Consider the following 16710-nt stretch of genomic DNA (forward strand, 5'->3'; position numbering starts at 1 on the left):
AAGGACACTAACACCTGAAGCTAGCGCGTCTACCAATTCCGCCACCTTCGCAGACCATCGATACTTTTAAAGTATCGTAACCACGGAGGCGCATTCTAGATGTTTTATACTGTTCGTCAATAGTTAATTATGTGCCGCGTCCTAATTTGTAGTAAAAAGCGGCACTTCGACGATTAGCGTTTAGCCTGGCGGGTTAACACCGTGCGGTAAACTTTAAAACGGCCGTTTTGGGCCAGCACTTCGTGGAAGCCAAAGGTCTCGTCCAGCACCTGCGGATAGGGCAGGAAGGCGTTCGCAACAATGCGCAATTCGCCGCCGGTACCCAGATGACGTACCGCACCGCGGATCAGCGTTTGTGCCGCTTCCAGACTGGTTTGCAGACCATCATGGAAAGGCGGGTTAGAGATGATCATGTCAAAGCGACCGGTCACCTCCGAGAAGACATTGCTGGCGAAAACGTCACCTTCCAGACCGTTAGCGGCAAGCGTTGCACGGCTGGCTTCGATGGCCGATGCGCTCACGTCGCACAGCGTCAGGCGCACTTTTGGCGAGTGGCTCGCCAGTACCGTGGACAGCACGCCCGCGCCGCAGCCAACATCAAGCACTTTGCCTTTGGTGTGCGGTGTCAGGGTGGAAAGCAGCAGATTACTGCCCACATCCAGCCCGTCACGGCTGAACACGCCCGGCAAGGTTTTGATGGTCAGATCGCCCAGCGCATAGGCATCCCAGTATTTTTCCGCATCAAACGACGGCTGTTTTTCGAGGCGACCGTGGTACAGACCACAGCGGCGGGCGCTGTCGATTTTGGTCAGCGGGGCATACTCTTCCAGCATCTGTTCGGCGCTACGCACACCGCTGCGGTTTTCGCCGACCACAAAAATATCAGTACCGACCGGCAGCAGGGACAGAATGTTCATCAGCTGGAACTGGGCTTCCGGCTTGTTCTTCGGCCAGTAGTAAATAAAGGTATCGCTGTCGCCCACATCGGTGGCGTCGGCGACCAGGCTAAAGCGCGCGCGCTCGTCCATCTGGCGGCTCAGCGTCTGCCAGTGGTGGAACTGCTGGGTGTGCGCACGGCTCGCTAAGGTTTCCAGGCGAGCAGGCAGGTCATCCTGCATATCTCCGGCAAACAGAATACGGCTCTCTTCGAAATCATCACTGTGGCGCAGCAAGACTTCACTTGCCGGGGTAAACGCAGACATTAAACACTCCTCATTAAACTCAGGCGGCGATTATAGTAGTTTGTTGGCGCAGATACGACGAATTTGCTATATTTGCGCGCCTGACAAACAGGAGTGATTCGCTATGACATCCCGACGCGACTGGCAATTACAGCAACTGGGCCTGACCCAGTGGTCTTTGCGCAGGCCCCAGGCGTTGCAGGGCGAGATTGCGATTTCGCTACCGGCCCACATTCGTCTGGTGATGGTGTCAGACGCGCTACCTGCACTGACAGAACCGCTTATCAGCGATGTCCTGCGCGCGCTAACGGTCACCCCCGATCAGGTGCTGCAACTCACGCCCGAGCGGGTCGCGATGCTCCCACAGGGGAGTCGTTGCAACAGCTGGCTACTGGGCACAGAAGCCCCTTTGCTGCTGGAAGGCGCACGCGTGTCGTCGCCAGCATTTGATAAGTTACGGGCAAACCCGGCGGCCTGCGCCGCACTATGGCAACAAATCTGCGAACATGAACACGATTTCTTCCCTCACCACGACTGATTTAGCGGCTGCATTCCAGATTGAACAACGCGCCCATGCCTTTCCGTGGAGTGAAAAAACCTTCGCCAGCAATCAGGGCGATCGTTACCTTAATTTGCGCGTCATGTCCGGCGAGACGCTGGCCGCCTTTGCGATTACGCAGGTCGTGCTTGATGAAGCGACGCTGTTTAACATCGCCGTCGACCCGGCGTTCCAGCGTCAGGGGCTGGGCCGGGCGCTGCTTGAACACCTGATCGGCGAGCTGGAAAAGCGCGACGTGCTGACCCTCTGGCTGGAAGTGCGGGCATCAAATTCAGCGGCCATCGCGCTGTATGAAAGCCTCGGCTTCAACGAAGCCACCGTGCGGCGCAACTATTATCCGACCGCCGACGGACGCGAAGACGCCATCATTATGGCGCTACCGATTTAAACAGAATAAAGGTTATGCCATGAACTGGGACTGGATTTTCTTTGATGCCGACGAAACGCTGTTCACATTCGATTCGTTTGGCGGCTTACAGCGGATGTTTCTCGATTACAGCGTCAAATTCACCGCCGAAGATTTTCAGCACTATCAGTCGGTTAATAAGCCTTTATGGGTGGATTACCAGAACGGTGCCATCACCGCATTACAGCTTCAGCACCAGCGTTTTGAGGGCTGGGCGGCGCGGCTTAACGTGCCCGCAGGCGATCTGAATAACGCGTTTCTTAATGCCATGGCGGAGATCTGCACGCCGCTGCCGGGCGCGGTGTCGCTGCTGAAGTCGCTGAAAGGCCACGCCAAACTGGGTATTATCACCAACGGCTTTACGGCCCTGCAGGAGATCCGCCTTGAACGCACCGGGCTGCGCGACTATTTTGATGCTTTAATTATTTCGGAGCAGGTTGGCGTGGCAAAACCGCATCCGCGTATTTTTGATTATGCGCTGGAGCAGGCGGGAAATCCGGATCGCAGCCGCGTACTGATGGTGGGCGATACCGCCGCCTCTGACATTCTGGGCGGCATGAACGCCGGGCTGTCGACCTGCTGGCTGAACGCGCATCACCAAGAACTGCCGGAAGGTATTGAACCGACGTACACCGTTACCTCCCTTCGCGAACTGGAGCAACTCCTGTGTAAACATTGATTGTCAGTCAAAAGCACTTGAGTACAATAGCCGCAATTTTGAATTCCATGCTGCGTGGCGTCAGGCCGCGCATTAATACAGAAGAAAGCCATTATGACGTTGTCTCCTTATTTACAAGAGGTGGCTAAGCGCCGCACGTTCGCTATCATCTCGCACCCCGATGCCGGTAAAACCACCATCACCGAAAAGGTGCTGCTGTTCGGACAGGCGATCCAGACCGCCGGTACGGTAAAAGGCCGTGGCTCTAACCAGCACGCCAAATCCGACTGGATGGAAATGGAAAAGCAGCGAGGTATCTCCATTACCACCTCCGTGATGCAGTTCCCGTATCACGACTGCCTGGTGAACCTGCTCGACACCCCAGGCCACGAAGACTTCTCCGAAGATACTTACCGCACGCTGACGGCGGTGGACTGCTGCCTGATGGTGATTGACGCCGCGAAAGGCGTTGAAGATCGTACCCGCAAGCTGATGGAAGTGACCCGTCTGCGCGATACGCCGATCCTCACCTTTATGAACAAACTCGACCGCGATATCCGCGACCCGATGGAGTTGCTCGATGAAGTCGAAAACGAGCTGAAAATCGGTTGTGCGCCTATCACCTGGCCGATTGGCTGCGGCAAGCTGTTTAAAGGCGTGTATCACCTCTATAAAGATGAAACCTATCTCTATCAGACCGGTAAAGGCCACACCATTCAGGAATTGCGCATCGTTAAAGGTCTGAACAACCCGGAACTCGACAGCGCGGTTGGCGAAGAGCTGGCCCAGCAGTTGCGCGATGAACTGGAGCTGGTGCAGGGCGCATCCAATGAATTCGACCAGGAACTGTTCCTCGCGGGCGAAATCACCCCGGTCTTCTTCGGTACCGCACTGGGTAACTTCGGCGTAGACCACATGCTCGATGGTTTAGTTGACTGGGCACCCGCGCCGATGCCGCGCAATACCGATACCCGCACGGTAGAAGCTCAGGAAGAGAAATTTACCGGCTTCGTGTTTAAAATTCAGGCCAACATGGATCCGAAACACCGCGACCGCGTGGCATTCATGCGTGTGGTGTCCGGTAAATATGAGAAAGGCATGAAGCTGCGCCAGGTGCGCACCGGAAAAGATGTAGTGATTTCCGACGCGTTGACCTTTATGGCGGGCGACCGTTCGCATGTAGAAGAGGCTTTCCCTGGCGACATCCTCGGTCTGCATAACCACGGTACCATCCAGATCGGCGACACCTTTACCCAGGGCGAAATGATGAAGTTCACCGGTATTCCGAACTTCGCCCCGGAACTGTTCCGTCGTATTCGCCTGCGCGATCCGCTCAAGCAAAAGCAGCTGCTCAAAGGCCTGGTTCAGCTTTCGGAAGAGGGCGCGGTGCAGGTGTTCCGTCCGATCTCCAACAACGATCTGATCGTGGGTGCGGTTGGTGTGCTGCAGTTCGACGTTGTAGTTGCGCGTCTGAAGAGCGAGTACAACGTCGAAGCGATCTACGAATCGGTCAACGTTGCGACCGCCCGCTGGGTGGAAAGCAACGATGTGAAGAAATTCGAAGAGTTTAAACGTAAGAACGAAATTCAGCTGGCGCTGGATGGTGGCGATAACCTGACGTACATCGCGCCGACCATGGTTAACCTGAATCTCACGCAGGAACGTTACCCTGACGTTCAGTTCCGTAAAACACGCGAACACTAATCTGCTTTACTCATCTGCTTTAGAGGCCGCGGCAGCCGCCGCGTCCTCTTACTTTCCCTGTCTTTTTAACCCCTTGCGGAATGTTCTTAAATACCCCGCTTTTCCCTCTTGTTGCTCATTTTTTACCCAATTGCGCAAGCGCTTTTATGATTGTTAGCTATATTTAACAAAGTGGTTACCTGATGTGTAGATGAACGGCCTGTTCAATACGTGAATTATAGCCTTTCAGTCTGCACTGCGGATTAACTGCAATATTAAAAACTGGAACAGAGCAATGTGCAGGAACGCGACCAGTAAGCTACTTTTATTGTGACCGATGCCATTGATTTCTGAATTGGGTGATCTTCACCACAGCAGTAGAGCGGCCACATGGCGGCTTGAGGCCCAAATTGCGGGCAAACTGAACAGGACTAAATCGATGACTATGACAAGACTGAAGATTTCTAAAACTCTGATGGCAGTGATGCTGGGTTCGGCACTGGCTAGCGGTTCCGTTCTTGCGGAAACCAACACGGTCGATAAAACGCAATCCACCGCTGACCGCGCAGGGGACAAAATCGATAGCTCTATGAATAAAGTCGGTGACTTCATGGATGACAGCGCCATTACCGCCAAAGTTAAAGCGGCACTGGTCGATCATGAAAGTATTAAGAGCACGGATATCTCGGTGAAAACCGACAAAGCCGTTGTGACATTAAGCGGGTTTGTAGAAAGCCAGGCTCAGGCTGAAGAAGCGGTGAAAGTCACCAAACAGGTTGAAGGTGTCGCATCAGTCAGCGATAAGCTGCATATCCGCGACGGCGGCGACAAATCCCAGTCTGTTGAAGGCTATGCGGGTGACACCGCGACCACCAGCGAAATCAAAGCCAAACTGTTAGCCGATGACATCGTCCCGTCACGTAAAGTGAAAGTCGAAACCACCGATGGTGTGGTTCAGCTCTCCGGTACGGTGGATTCCCAGGCACAAGTCGAGCGTGCGGAAAGTATCGCCAAAGCGGTCGATGGTGTTAAGAGCGTGAAAAACGATCTCAAAGCGAAGTAAGGAAAGGGCCCGGTGAGTGCCGGGCTTATAAAGCAGCAGACCGATAAAAAATCGCAGTGAGCAGCCTGAGCGCTCATAACAGCGGTCGACGTTAACTATGGTAAAGGAGAGTCTTATGTTTCGTTGGGGCATTATATTTCTGGTTATTGCGTTAATCGCCGCCGCTCTGGGTTTTGGTGGCCTGGCAGGTACGGCAGCAGGCGCGGCGAAAATCGTCTTTGTCGTCGGGATCATTATCTTCCTGGTCAGCCTGTTCATGGGCCGTCGGCGTCCATAGCGTGCGCTAAATAAGCTAAACCATTGCAAAGCCAGTCCTCGTGACTGGCTTTCACGGTTTTAGCCGCCGGGAAAATGCGTTACTTTGTCAAAGATAACCATCTTAAAGGAAAGCAGAGTGGGGCAGCGAATTCCCGTAACGCTCGGTAATATTACACCGCTTGCGTTAAGTCCGTTTCGTCCGGGTCGACTCGCTTTAGTGTGCGAAGGCGGCGGGCAGAGAGGCATCTTTACAGCCGGGGTTCTGGACGAATTCATGCGCGCGCAATTTAACCCGTTCGATCTCTTTTTTGGCACCTCTGCGGGGGCGCAAAACCTTTCGGCTTATCTCTGCAACCAGCCCGGCTACGCGCGTAAAGTGATTATGCGCTACACCACGAAGCGTGAATTCTTTAACCCGGTGCGTTTTGTGCGCGGCGGGAATCTTATCGATCTGGACTGGCTGATTGACTCCACCGCCAGCCAGATGCCGCTGGCAATGGACACGGCCTCGCGCCTGTTCGACAGCGGGAAGTCCTTTTATATGTGCGCCTGTCGCGGCGATGACTACACGCCCGGTTACTTTTCACCGACCAGCGCCACCTGGCTTGATCTGATCCGCGCGTCCAGCGCGATCCCCGGCTTCTACCGCCCCGGCGTCATGCTTGAGGGCATTAACTATCTCGACGGCGGAATCAGCGATGCGATCCCGGTGCAGGAAGCGGCAAAACGCGGCGCGCAGACGATCGTGGTGATCCGCACCGTGCCGTCGCAGATGTATTACACCCCGCAGTGGTTTAAGCGCATGGAGCGCTGGCTGGGCGACAGCAGCCTGCAACCTTTTGTGAATCTGGTGCATCATCATGAAAACAGCTATCACGCGATCCAGAAATTCATCGAAAAACCGCCGGGCAAACTGCGGATCTTTGAAATTTACCCGCCAAAGCTGCTAAAAAGTATGGCGCTCGGCAGCCGTTTACCCGCGCTGCGCGATGACTATAAATTGGGCCGCCTGTGCGGACGTTATTTCCTCGCCACGGTCGGTAAACTGCTGGTGGATGAGCCGCCGCTGTTGCGCCACGCCCCGCGGATCGTCACGCCTGCGACCGTGGTTGTGCCGCCGGTGGTGGTCGCCAACGATGCCGTTGCCACACCGCTGGTGGATGCACCGCAGGCGAACGACACTCTGTTTAATGATGAGGATACCGCGTGACGTTTCGCTTTATCGATACTCACTGCCATTTTGATTTCCCGCCGTTTACGGGCGATGAGGCGAACAGCCTCGCCCGGGCTGCCGAGGCGGGAGTGACCGGGATTATCGTTCCGGCGACCGAAGCGGCAAACTTTGCCCGCGTCACCGCCCTTGCCGATGAGCATGATGCGCTCTATGCCGCGCTGGGATTACACCCGATAGTCATTGAAAATCACACAGACGCCTGCCTGGAAAAACTGGAAGAGGTGCTAAAAACGCGGCCGAAAAAGTTGCTGGCGATGGGTGAGATCGGGCTTGATCTCTACCGTAACGATCCGCAGTTTGATCGTCAGGAGCAGATCCTGGATGCACAGCTTAAGCTGGCGAAGCGCTACGATCTGCCGGTGATCCTCCACTCGCGGCGCACCCACGATAAACTGGCGATGCACCTGAAGCGCCACAATCTGCCAAAAACCGGCGTGGTACACGGTTTCGCTGGCAGCCTGCAACAGGCGCAGCGCTTTATCGATCTGGGCTACTGTCTCGGCGTGGGCGGCACCATTACCTACCCGCGCGCGAGCAAAACCCGCGATGTCATCGCGCAACTGCCCCTCTCGTCGCTGCTACTGGAAACCGACGCACCGGATATGCCGCTGAACGGTTTTCAGGGCCAGCCTAACCGCCCTGAGCGGGTGGCGAAGGTGTTCGACACCCTGTGTGAGTTGCGTCCTGAAGCGCCGGACGTGATCGCCGCCACTATCCTCGATAACACCCGCCGCCTGTTTTTTACAGATACAGCGCAGGCAGCGTAACGCTTTTCACCCCCCGTGATTGCAAAGCGGCGGCCAGCGGCTCTACATCCGCCGCCGTCGCACTGCGCCACTGCCGGGCCTCGCCGTAGACACCGTGAGCGTGAAAGGCGTTGAGCCTCACCGGGACGTCACCCAGCGAACCGATAAATTCACCCAGCGCATCAATGTGCTGCAAATAGTCCGTGCGATCCGGGATAACCAGCAGGCGCAATTCGGCCAGTTTGCCCTGCGCCGCCAGCCAGCGAATGCTCTGTTTTACCTGGGCGTTGTCGCGCCCGGTCAGGGCAAAATGGCATTCGCTGTCCCAGGCTTTCAGGTCGATCATCGCGCCGTCCAGCACCGGGCGTAATTTTTGCCAGCCGGTTTCCGGGAGCAGGCCGTTGCTGTCCACGAGGCAGGTGAGACGGGTAAGCGCGGGATCGGCTTTGATCGCCGAAAACAGCGTGAGCAAAAAAGGCAGTTGCAGCGTCGCTTCCCCGCCGCTGACGGTGATACCTTCGATAAAACCCGCCACGCTTTTTAGCTTCAATAGCACGTCGTTTACGCTCATCGTCTGCGCCATCGGCGTCGCGCGCTTCGGGCACATCTGTAAGCAGGTATCGCACTGCTGGCAGGCAGAATGATCCCACGTCACCCGGCCATCCACACAGGACAGCGCCTGATGCGGGCAGCCGGGGACACATTCACCGCAGTGATTGCAGCGCCCCATCGTCCACGGGTTGTGACAGTTTTTACAGCGCAAATTGCAGCCCTGTAAAAACAGAGCCAGGCGACTGCCCGGCCCGTCCACGCAGGAGAAGGGGATGAGGTTACTGACTAAAGCGCATCTGCTGTTCATGACTGACCACGCGCGGTTGTCGTTCCAGAATGCGCGTATTGCGCGCCGCCTCTTCACCGAGCCAGGTGGTGTTGATACGCGAGCCTTCCGTCCTGAATTTTTCCAGATCCGACAGGCGCACCATATACCCGGTTACGCGCACCAGATCGTTGCCCGCGACGTTGGCGGTAAACTCGCGCATCCCGGCATTAAACGCACCGAGGCAGAGCTGAACCACCGCCTGCGGATTGCGTCTGATGGTTTCATCAAGGGTTAAAATGTCGCTGATCCCGGCATGGTACCAGGCATGGTGAGGGGCAACGGTTTGCAGATGGGTGATGGGGTCCGGTTCATCGCCGTAAGGCAGACGCGCGCCCGGCGTGGTGCCGGAATCGGAGCTGATGCCGGACTGCGCGTGCAGCATCGCCCGCTGCTGCCAGCCATGTTTTACCGGCGTGTTCGCAACAAATTCAGCCAGTTGCGCGCTGATGCGGTAGCCAAGCTGATTTGCTGCGTCATCTTTCCCGTAGCGCCCGGCAATGCTCGCCTTTTCGCACAGCGTATTCACCGCTTCAGCAAGACCGTACAGGCCAAACATCGGCACAAAACGCTGCGGATCGATCAGCCCTTCTTTCACCAGGAAGCTATTCTCAAAGAAGCGGGATTGTTCATATAAAAAGTCACATCGCGCGTCGATGATGGCGATCTGCTGCTGGCAGTAATGCGGTAGCGTGCGGGTAAAGAAGTCGTCAACGGAAGTACTGCGTTCGGCGATAGCCTTCAGATTCAACCGCACCAGCGTACTGCCGCCGCCCGCCAGCGGGAGCGAGTTGTAACAACTCACCACTCCATAACCGCCTTTTGTGAAAATTTTATCATTCACCGGGCCGTTAGAAATATGCGGCTTGCTGCATTCACAAATATTTTTTGCCACGTTTAACAGCAGATCGTCCGGCGTGATTTCCGGGTCATAAATAAAGGTCAGATTCGGCGCAACCTGCTTTAACTCTGCGTCAGCACGTAAAATGGCGCGGGTCACCGGCGTATCGTGCGGGCCAATATTGGCGTGCATGAACGCGTCAGGCAGGGTGCGATCAAGGTAGCGCCAGAAACGTTTTATTCGAATATCGATTTCGTCTTGTGTTAGAATTTTAACATAGGGTTGCAGCAGGGCGTCGAGATGACCGAGGAACACCGGCATCGAGGTCACTGACGGTACGTGGTGATAAAGAATGGTGAGCATCGAGAGCGCATCATCAAAGTCTTTCGCCCCTTCCAGCTCAAGCCATGCCGAACCGTTGGTGAGAAATTTCGCATAGTCCGGCAGAACGTAGCGGGGTTTGTATGGCGCGTGCCCCTCGAACATATCGCAGATCGCGCCGTCATCCAGCGCCTGGCGGGCATCTTCAGGCAAGGCAGGGTAAGGCAGAGCGTTCTCCGCCTCCAGCGCCAGAAAATGTCGCTTTTGTTCGGATGAGAGTACAGGGCTTGTCACAATTTGCTGGCAACGTTGCAGCAAAGATGGGGTCACGGACGCAGACATACGATTTCCTCAGGTTCCTTGAGTGGATCGGCAGTGTAGGAAATTTGTCTGCCCGGACTTTTGATCCCGCCCCATACCTGGCGGAATAGCGCGCCCTGGTAGTATTAAAAGTTTGATCAAGATCGCAAAGCAGTTATGCAAATATGAACGTCGTTTTCATTAACTGTGATGAATGTCGAAGTGTCGTGGCGGGTGAATGTTAGAATACTCACAGACCCGCCGGGTAAAATTTGAACCGGCAAATGCCGTCTTCAGCTCACTGGAGAAAGTTATGACTGATTTAAACGCAAGCAGCCTGCGCGCATTAAAACTGATGGATCTGACCACCCTTAACGATGATGACACCGACGCGAAAGTGATCGCGCTGTGCCACCAGGCGAAGACCCCGGTTGGCAATACCGCCGCTGTCTGCATCTACCCGCGTTTTATTCCGATTGCGCGCAAGACGCTGAACGAGCAGGGCACTCCGGATATTCGCATCGCCACTGTGACCAACTTCCCGCACGGTAATGACGATATCGACATTGCGCTGGCAGAAACCCGCGCGGCCATCGCCTACGGCGCTGACGAAGTTGACGTGGTGTTCCCGTACCGTGCGCTGATCGCAGGCAACGAGCAGATCGGTTTCGATCTGGTAAAAGCCTGTAAAGAAGCCTGTGCCGCGGCGAACGTGCTGCTAAAAGTGATCATCGAAACCGGTGAGCTGAAAGAAGAAGCGCTGATTCGCAAGGCATCTGAGATCTCCATCAAAGCCGGTGCTGATTTCATCAAAACCTCTACCGGTAAAGTGCCGGTTAACGCCACGCCGGAAAGCGCGCGCATCATGCTGGAAGTGATCCGTGATATGGGCGTTTCTGAAACCGTGGGCTTTAAGCCAGCGGGCGGTGTGCGTTCGGCGGAAGATGCTGCGCAGTTCCTGGCGATTGCTGATGAACTGTTTGGCGCGAGCTGGGCTGATTCCCGTCATTACCGTTTTGGTGCCTCCAGCCTGCTGGCAAGTCTGCTGAAAGCGCTGGGTCACGGCGACGGTAAAAGCGCAAGCAGCTACTAAGTTTTTGCCCGGTCAGCCTTGCGCTGCCGGGCAACAGCCTTCCACTCTTTTCCCCTGGGGGTTCCCTTGTTTCTCGCTCAAGAAATTATTCGTAAAAAACGTGATGGTCACGCGCTGAGTGATGAAGAGATCCGTTTTTTCATCAACGGCATCCGCGATAACACCGTTTCTGAAGGCCAGATCGCGGCACTGGCGATGACCATTTTCTTTCATGACATGGCAATCGAAGAACGTGTTTCGCTGACGATGGCGATGCGCGATTCCGGCAGCGTTCTGGACTGGAAAAGCCTCAATCTCAACGGCCCGATTGTGGATAAACACTCCACCGGCGGCGTGGGTGATGTCACATCGCTGATGCTCGGCCCGATGGTCGCGGCCTGCGGTGGCTATATCCCGATGATTTCCGGGCGCGGCCTGGGTCACACCGGCGGTACGCTCGATAAGCTCGAAGCCATTCCGGGCTTTGACATCTTCCCGGACGATGCACGTTTTCGCGCGATCATTAAAGACGTGGGCGTGGCGATCATCGGCCAGACCAGCTCGCTGGCCCCGGCGGATAAACGTTTTTACGCCACCCGCGACATTACCGCCACCGTCGATTCTATTCCGCTGATCACCGCTTCTATCCTCGCCAAAAAACTGGCCGAAGGACTGGATGCGCTGGTGATGGACGTGAAGGTCGGCAGCGGCGCATTTATGCCTACCTATGAATTGTCTGCTGAACTGGCGCAGGCGATTGTCGGCGTGGCGAACGGCGCAGGAGTACGCACCACCGCGCTGTTAACGGACATGAATCAGGTGCTGGCCTCCAGCGCCGGTAACGCGGTAGAGGTGCGCGAAGCGGTGCAGTTCCTGACCGGCGAGTACCGCAATCCGCGTCTGCTGGAAGTGACCACCGCGCTGTGCGTCGAGATGCTCATTTCCGGTAACCTGGCGAAAGATGACGCCGAAGCCCGCGCTAAATTGCAGGCGGTGCTGGATAACGGCAAAGCGGCGGAAATCTTCGGTCGCATGGTCGCGGCACAAAAAGGCCCGACCGATTTCGTTGAAAACTACGCTAAATACCTGCCGACCGCGATGCTCAGCAAAGCGGTGTATGCGGAAACCGAAGGCTTCGTGGCTGAAATGGACACGCGCGCGCTGGGTATGGCGGTGGTTTCCATGGGCGGCGGTCGTCGTCAGGCGTCCGATACCATTGATTACAGCGTTGGCTTCACCGATATGGCCCGTCTGGGCGACAGCGTTGACGGTCAGCGTCCGCTGGCGGTTATCCATGCTAAAGACGAAGCAAGCTGGCAGGACGCCGCGCGCGCCGTGAAAGCGGCTATCCGCGTGGATGACGCAGCGCCTGAGCAAACCCCTGTGGTTTACCGCAGGATCACCTAATAACCGCCCGGCCTTCTTCCCGTTACAGGGAGAGTTCGGGTATACTGATCTGATCGCTTTTTTACAGCGCGCAAGGTACGGAGAAATATATGAAACGTGCATTTATTATGGTGCTGGACTCCTTCGGCATCGGTGCGACTGAAGATGCGGAGCGCTTCGGCGACGCAGGTTCAGACACCCTCGGCCACATCGCAGAAGCCTGTGCGAAAGGTGAAGCTGACCATGGTCGTAAAGGCCCGCTCAATCTGCCTAACCTCACCCGTCTGGGTCTGGCGAAGGCGCATGAAGGCTCTACCGGTAAAATTGCCGCGGGTCTTGATGGTAACGCCGAAGTGATTGGCGCTTACGCCTGGGCACATGAACTCTCCTCCGGGAAAGATACCCCGTCGGGCCACTGGGAAATCGCTGGCGTGCCGGTTCTGTTTGACTGGGGCTACTTCAGCGACCATGAAAACAGCTTCCCGCAGGAGCTGCTCGACAAACTGGTTGAGCGCGCAAACCTGCCGGGTTATCTCGGCAACTGCCACTCCTCCGGGACGGTGATTCTGGACGAACTCGGCGAAGAGCATATGAAAACCGGCAAGCCGATTTTCTATACCTCCGCAGACTCGGTGTTCCAGATTGCCTGCCACGAAGAAACCTACGGTCTGGACAAGCTGTATGAGCTGTGCGAAATCGCCCGCGAAGAGCTGACCGAAGGTGGCTACAACATTGGTCGCGTGATTGCCCGTCCGTTTGTCGGTGACAAACCGGGTAACTTCCAGCGTACCGGTAACCGTCACGATCTGGCCGTTGAACCGCCAGCGCCGACCATCCTGAAAAAACTGGCTGAAGAGAAAAATGGCCAGGTAGTTTCCGTGGGTAAAATCGCGGATATCTATGCTCACGTCGGTATCACGAAAAAAGTGAAAGCGACCGGTCTGGATGCGCTGTTTGACGCCACCGTCAAAGAGATGAAAGAAGCGGGCGACAACACCATCGTCTTTACCAACTTCGTGGATTTCGACTCCTCATGGGGTCACCGTCGCGATGTGGCAGGCTATGCGGGCGGCCTTGAGCTGTTCGACCGTCGTTTGCCGGAGCTGCTGGAACTGGTGAAAGAAGATGACATCATTATCTTCACCGCCGACCACGGCTGCGATCCGACCTGGAAAGGCACCGATCACACCCGTGAGCACATTCCGGTGCTGATTTACGGCCCGAAAGTGAAGCCTGGCTCGCTCGGTCACCGTGATACCTTCGCGGATATCGGTCAGACGCTGGCGAAGTACTTCGGCACGTCCGACATGGAATACGGTAAATCCATGCTCTAAACGTCTTGCCCGGCGGCGCATTGTCTGCCGGGCCTACGGTTTTGTAATTTCGTATTTTAAAAGGATAGAACGATGGCTACCCCACACATTAATGCAGAAATGGGCGATTTCGCAGACGTTGTACTGATGCCAGGCGATCCGCTGCGCGCTAAACACATTGCGGAAACTTTCTTTGAAGACGTGCGTGAAGTGAACAATGTGCGCGGCATGCTGGGTTACACCGGCACCTACAAAGGCCGTAAAGTGTCGGTAATGGGTCACGGCATGGGTATCCCGTCCTGCTCCATCTATACCAAAGAGCTGATCACCGATTTCGGCGTGAAGAAAATCATCCGCGTGGGTTCCTGCGGCGCGGTGCGTGCCGATGTTAAACTGCGTGACGTTGTGATCGGCATGGGTGCCTGCACCGATTCCAAAGTGAACCGTCTGCGTTTTAAAGATCATGATTTTGCGGCGATTGCGGATTTTGACATGGTGCGCAATGCGGTTGACGCGGCAAAAGCGCTGGGCGTTGAAGCCCGCGTCGGCAACATTTTCTCTGCCGATCTGTTCTATACGCCGGACCCGACCATGTTCGACGTGATGGAAAAATACGGCATTCTGGGCGTGGAAATGGAAGCGGCAGGGATTTACGGCGTGGCGGCGGAATTTGGTGCGAAAGCACTGACCATCTGCACCGTGTCTGACCATATCCGCACCCACGAGCAGACCACTGCTGCTGAGCGCCAGACGACGTTCAACGATATGATCAAGATTGCGCTGGAATCAGTCCTGCTGGGCGATAAAGAGTAACGCTTACCCCCTCACCCCGGCCCTCTCCCCAGGGGAGAGGGGGAAGGGCAGTCCGAGCTCAATCTGTCCCCTCTCCCCGCGGGAGAGGGTGAGGGGAAGGGCAGCCCACACTCGATCTGTTCCCTTTTCCTGCGGGAGAGGGCTAGGGTGAGGGGAGAAAGGCAGTCCGTGCTCGATCTGTCCCCTCTCCCTGTGGGAGAGGGTTAGGGTGAGGGGAAACTACCGCACTGCCCCCGCAATCCACGCCGACAACTCCCGCAACTCTTTTTCCTGCTCCGGGAACTCCGCAATCAGCGCGTCACACGCCTGTGCCAGCCGGTCCGACCGATACAGACACCCCTGCAAACGTGCGGCCAGCGCTTCTAACGGCGCGGGATTCAGGCTATCCGTAAACACCTGAGTACGGGTGATATGACCCTTTTCAACGTCAAAGTGCAGTTCGACGCCGCCCCAGGTAAAGCGCTCATCCAGCAAATGGCTAAAGGCGGGTGCCTGACCAAAGTTCCACTCCCAGCTGCTCTGACGGGCGAAGGTTTCGGCGAAGTTGGGCAGATCCGGCGTCTTGTCCGGGGAGATCACTTCCGCGTCCACCGATTCGCCGTAGTAATCGAAAAACGCCTGCGTCACCGCCTCGCAAATCTTCTCGTGGCTGATGCCGGGCAGCAGATCGACCAGGTTTGCCACCCGGCCCCGCACGGAAGTAATCCCTTTTGCCTGGAGCTTTTTCTTGTCCGGATTCAGGTAGTTTGCCAGGCGGCTGAGATCGGCGTTTAACAGCAGCGTGCCGTGGTGGAAGCCACGATCCGGCGTTTCCCGGTAGGCGGAACCGGATACTTTGCGGTCGCCGTCGGCGGTTTTTACCACCAGATCGTTACGCCCGGACGCTTCCGCCGTCGCACCCAGCGCGGTCAGCGCATTGAGCACAATGGCGGTGGAAATGGTTTTATCGTACTCCGGCTTGCCCGCCATAAAGGTAAAGCAGGTGTTGCCGAGATCGTGAAACACCGCACCGCCGCCGCTGCTGCGCCGGGCCAGCCGCACGTTATCTTCTTCCATGCGCCGGGTATTGCACTCTTTCCACGGGTTTTGCGCGCGGCCAATGACCACGGTATCGGCGTTGCGCCACAGAAACAGCACCCGCTGAGTGGCGGGCATCTGGCGAAAAATGCACTCTTCGACCGCCAGGTTAAACCAGGGATCGTATGAGTCAGAAATTAATAAACGCAGTGTGGACATGACAGATTTCCTTTCCGGGGATCACGGTTCTTTTTTTTCCGCCTCTTCCTCTTCCGGCACCGGCTTGCTGGCCGTTAACAGGAAGGGAGATTGTTGCCAGCGGGTGCGCTTGCCCTGCAATAAGGTGCGGGTGAGCACGACGCCAATCGCCAGCGAGAGCAGCAGCATCAGGCGTAAAATATTGGTGGTGTTATCGACCTGGCGGGCTTCGGTAGCCAGCGTGTGGGTATCCAGCGTCAGACGCAGATACCCGAGCGGGCCATTTTTGCCCTGAATAGGTTCGACGATTTGCTGATTAAAGTAGCCGCCCGCTTTTTTACCATCCAGCGCCAGGCGGTCGCGCACCTCAACGCTCTCGCCGGCGCGCACCACCAAATCGCCCTGTTCATCGTACACGCCCGCGTCAAGAATGCGGCTCTCGTCGGTCAACTGGCGCAGCACCGCGCTGATGCTCTTTTCATCCGGGGTTTCCGTACGCATGTGCGGGGCGAGATTGAGCGTAACCTGACGGGCAAGCGTGCGGGCGAGCTCCTCAAGCTGCGGATTACGCGCGCGCTGGTGGCTCTGACTGAACCAGGACGCACCCTGCATCAGGGCGACGAGAAGGGCGAGACAGATCAAGACAATCACGGCGCGATGCAGCCGGAATTTCAGTTTTGCGCGAGCCATAGAGTACCTGCTGAAAATTTAACGCTTCATGTTGCCAGAAGCGATGGATACAGGGTAGCCTCATGCGTTATTTTCACCCGCGAATGTGTTTACA

17 protein-coding genes are annotated in these 16710 nt (G+C 56.3%); 12 read left to right on the top strand and 5 right to left on the bottom strand.

The features are described from left to right. Positions 1 to 173: 173 nt before the first annotated feature. Positions 174 to 1202 carry a 16S rRNA (guanine(1207)-N(2))-methyltransferase RsmC gene (gene rsmC / locus BM373_RS13420; RefSeq protein ID WP_090462208.1) on the bottom strand — a complete coding sequence of 343 codons (1029 nt, stop codon included), beginning with the start codon at positions 1200 to 1202 and terminating at the stop codon, positions 174 to 176. Positions 1203 to 1305: 103 nt separating this feature from the next. On the opposite strand from rsmC, the gene BM373_RS13425 reads away from it, so the two are divergent. The 8 genes from BM373_RS13425 to BM373_RS13460 all read left to right on the top strand — a co-directional run bounded on the left by BM373_RS13425 (position 1306) and on the right by BM373_RS13460 (position 7809). Further along, a complete protein-coding gene (locus tag BM373_RS13425; RefSeq protein ID WP_090462209.1) occupies positions 1306 to 1719 on the top strand; it encodes a DNA polymerase III subunit psi in 414 nt (137 codons plus the stop codon). Further along, a complete protein-coding gene (gene rimI, locus BM373_RS13430) occupies positions 1688 to 2128 on the top strand; it encodes a ribosomal protein S18-alanine N-acetyltransferase (protein ID WP_090462211.1) in 441 nt (146 codons plus the stop codon). The genes BM373_RS13425 and rimI overlap by 32 nt, the downstream gene beginning before the upstream one ends. A 19-nt stretch (positions 2129 to 2147) precedes the next feature. Further along, positions 2148 to 2825, top strand: a complete 678-nt coding sequence (yjjG, locus tag BM373_RS13435; protein ID WP_090462213.1) for a pyrimidine 5'-nucleotidase — start codon at positions 2148 to 2150, stop codon at positions 2823 to 2825. Between the two features lie 93 nt (positions 2826 to 2918). Beyond that, positions 2919 to 4508: a peptide chain release factor 3 gene (gene prfC / locus BM373_RS13440; protein ID WP_090462215.1), complete on the top strand. Its 1590-nt coding sequence runs from the start codon at positions 2919 to 2921 to the stop codon at positions 4506 to 4508. Between the two features lie 418 nt (positions 4509 to 4926). Further along, a complete protein-coding gene (gene osmY, locus BM373_RS13445) occupies positions 4927 to 5550 on the top strand; it encodes a molecular chaperone OsmY (protein ID WP_090462217.1) in 624 nt (207 codons plus the stop codon). Positions 5551 to 5665: 115 nt separating this feature from the next. Beyond that, complete coding sequence (locus BM373_RS13450; protein WP_143102665.1) at positions 5666 to 5827, top strand: DUF1328 domain-containing protein; 162 nt, start codon at positions 5666 to 5668, stop codon at positions 5825 to 5827. 117 nt (positions 5828 to 5944) lie between these two features. Next, positions 5945 to 7018, top strand: a complete 1074-nt coding sequence (locus tag BM373_RS13455) for a patatin-like phospholipase family protein (RefSeq protein WP_090462220.1) — start codon at positions 5945 to 5947, stop codon at positions 7016 to 7018. Then, the gene (locus BM373_RS13460) at positions 7015 to 7809 is read left to right on the top strand and encodes a TatD family hydrolase (protein ID WP_090462222.1); all 795 of its coding nucleotides are present in this window, start codon (positions 7015 to 7017) and stop codon (positions 7807 to 7809) included. The genes BM373_RS13455 and BM373_RS13460 overlap by 4 nt, the downstream gene beginning before the upstream one ends. Here the strand turns inward: BM373_RS13460 and BM373_RS13465 are convergent. Further along, positions 7784 to 8647: a YjjW family glycine radical enzyme activase gene (locus BM373_RS13465; protein ID WP_090462224.1), complete on the bottom strand. Its 864-nt coding sequence runs from the start codon at positions 8645 to 8647 to the stop codon at positions 7784 to 7786. The genes BM373_RS13460 and BM373_RS13465 overlap by 26 nt on opposite strands. Beyond that, positions 8619 to 10169 carry a YjjI family glycine radical enzyme gene (locus BM373_RS13470; RefSeq protein WP_090462226.1) on the bottom strand — a complete coding sequence of 517 codons (1551 nt, stop codon included), beginning with the start codon at positions 10167 to 10169 and terminating at the stop codon, positions 8619 to 8621. The genes BM373_RS13465 and BM373_RS13470 overlap by 29 nt, the downstream gene beginning before the upstream one ends. 271 nt (positions 10170 to 10440) lie before the next feature. Here BM373_RS13470 and deoC point away from each other — a divergent pair, with 271 nt between their 5' ends. The 4 genes from deoC (at position 10441) to deoD (ending at position 14711) form a co-directional block, all read left to right on the top strand. Continuing rightward, the gene (gene deoC, locus BM373_RS13475; RefSeq protein ID WP_090462610.1) at positions 10441 to 11220 is read left to right on the top strand and encodes a deoxyribose-phosphate aldolase; all 780 of its coding nucleotides are present in this window, start codon (positions 10441 to 10443) and stop codon (positions 11218 to 11220) included. A 66-nt stretch (positions 11221 to 11286) separates the two neighbouring features. Then, positions 11287 to 12606 carry a thymidine phosphorylase gene (gene deoA, locus BM373_RS13480; protein ID WP_090462228.1) on the top strand — a complete coding sequence of 440 codons (1320 nt, stop codon included), beginning with the start codon at positions 11287 to 11289 and terminating at the stop codon, positions 12604 to 12606. Positions 12607 to 12695: 89 nt separating this feature from the next. Further along, entirely contained in the window at positions 12696 to 13919 is a 1224-nt protein-coding gene (gene deoB, locus BM373_RS13485) for a phosphopentomutase (protein ID WP_090462230.1), read from the top strand. A 72-nt stretch (positions 13920 to 13991) separates the two neighbouring features. After that, complete coding sequence (gene deoD, locus BM373_RS13490) at positions 13992 to 14711, top strand: purine-nucleoside phosphorylase (RefSeq protein ID WP_090462232.1); 720 nt, start codon at positions 13992 to 13994, stop codon at positions 14709 to 14711. A gap of 219 nt (positions 14712 to 14930) precedes the next feature. Here the strand turns inward: deoD and lplA are convergent, their stop codons facing one another. Both lplA and BM373_RS13500 read right to left on the bottom strand, forming a co-directional pair. Next, complete coding sequence (gene lplA / locus BM373_RS13495; RefSeq protein WP_090462233.1) at positions 14931 to 15947, bottom strand: lipoate--protein ligase; 1017 nt, start codon at positions 15945 to 15947, stop codon at positions 14931 to 14933. 21 nt (positions 15948 to 15968) lie between these two features. Next, a complete protein-coding gene (locus tag BM373_RS13500; protein WP_090462234.1) occupies positions 15969 to 16616 on the bottom strand; it encodes a YtjB family periplasmic protein in 648 nt (215 codons plus the stop codon). Positions 16617 to 16710: the final 94 nt, after the last annotated feature.

The sequence above is a fragment of the Enterobacter sp. kpr-6 genome, assembly GCF_900116015.1.
Classification (GTDB): domain Bacteria; phylum Pseudomonadota; class Gammaproteobacteria; order Enterobacterales; family Enterobacteriaceae; genus Enterobacter_D.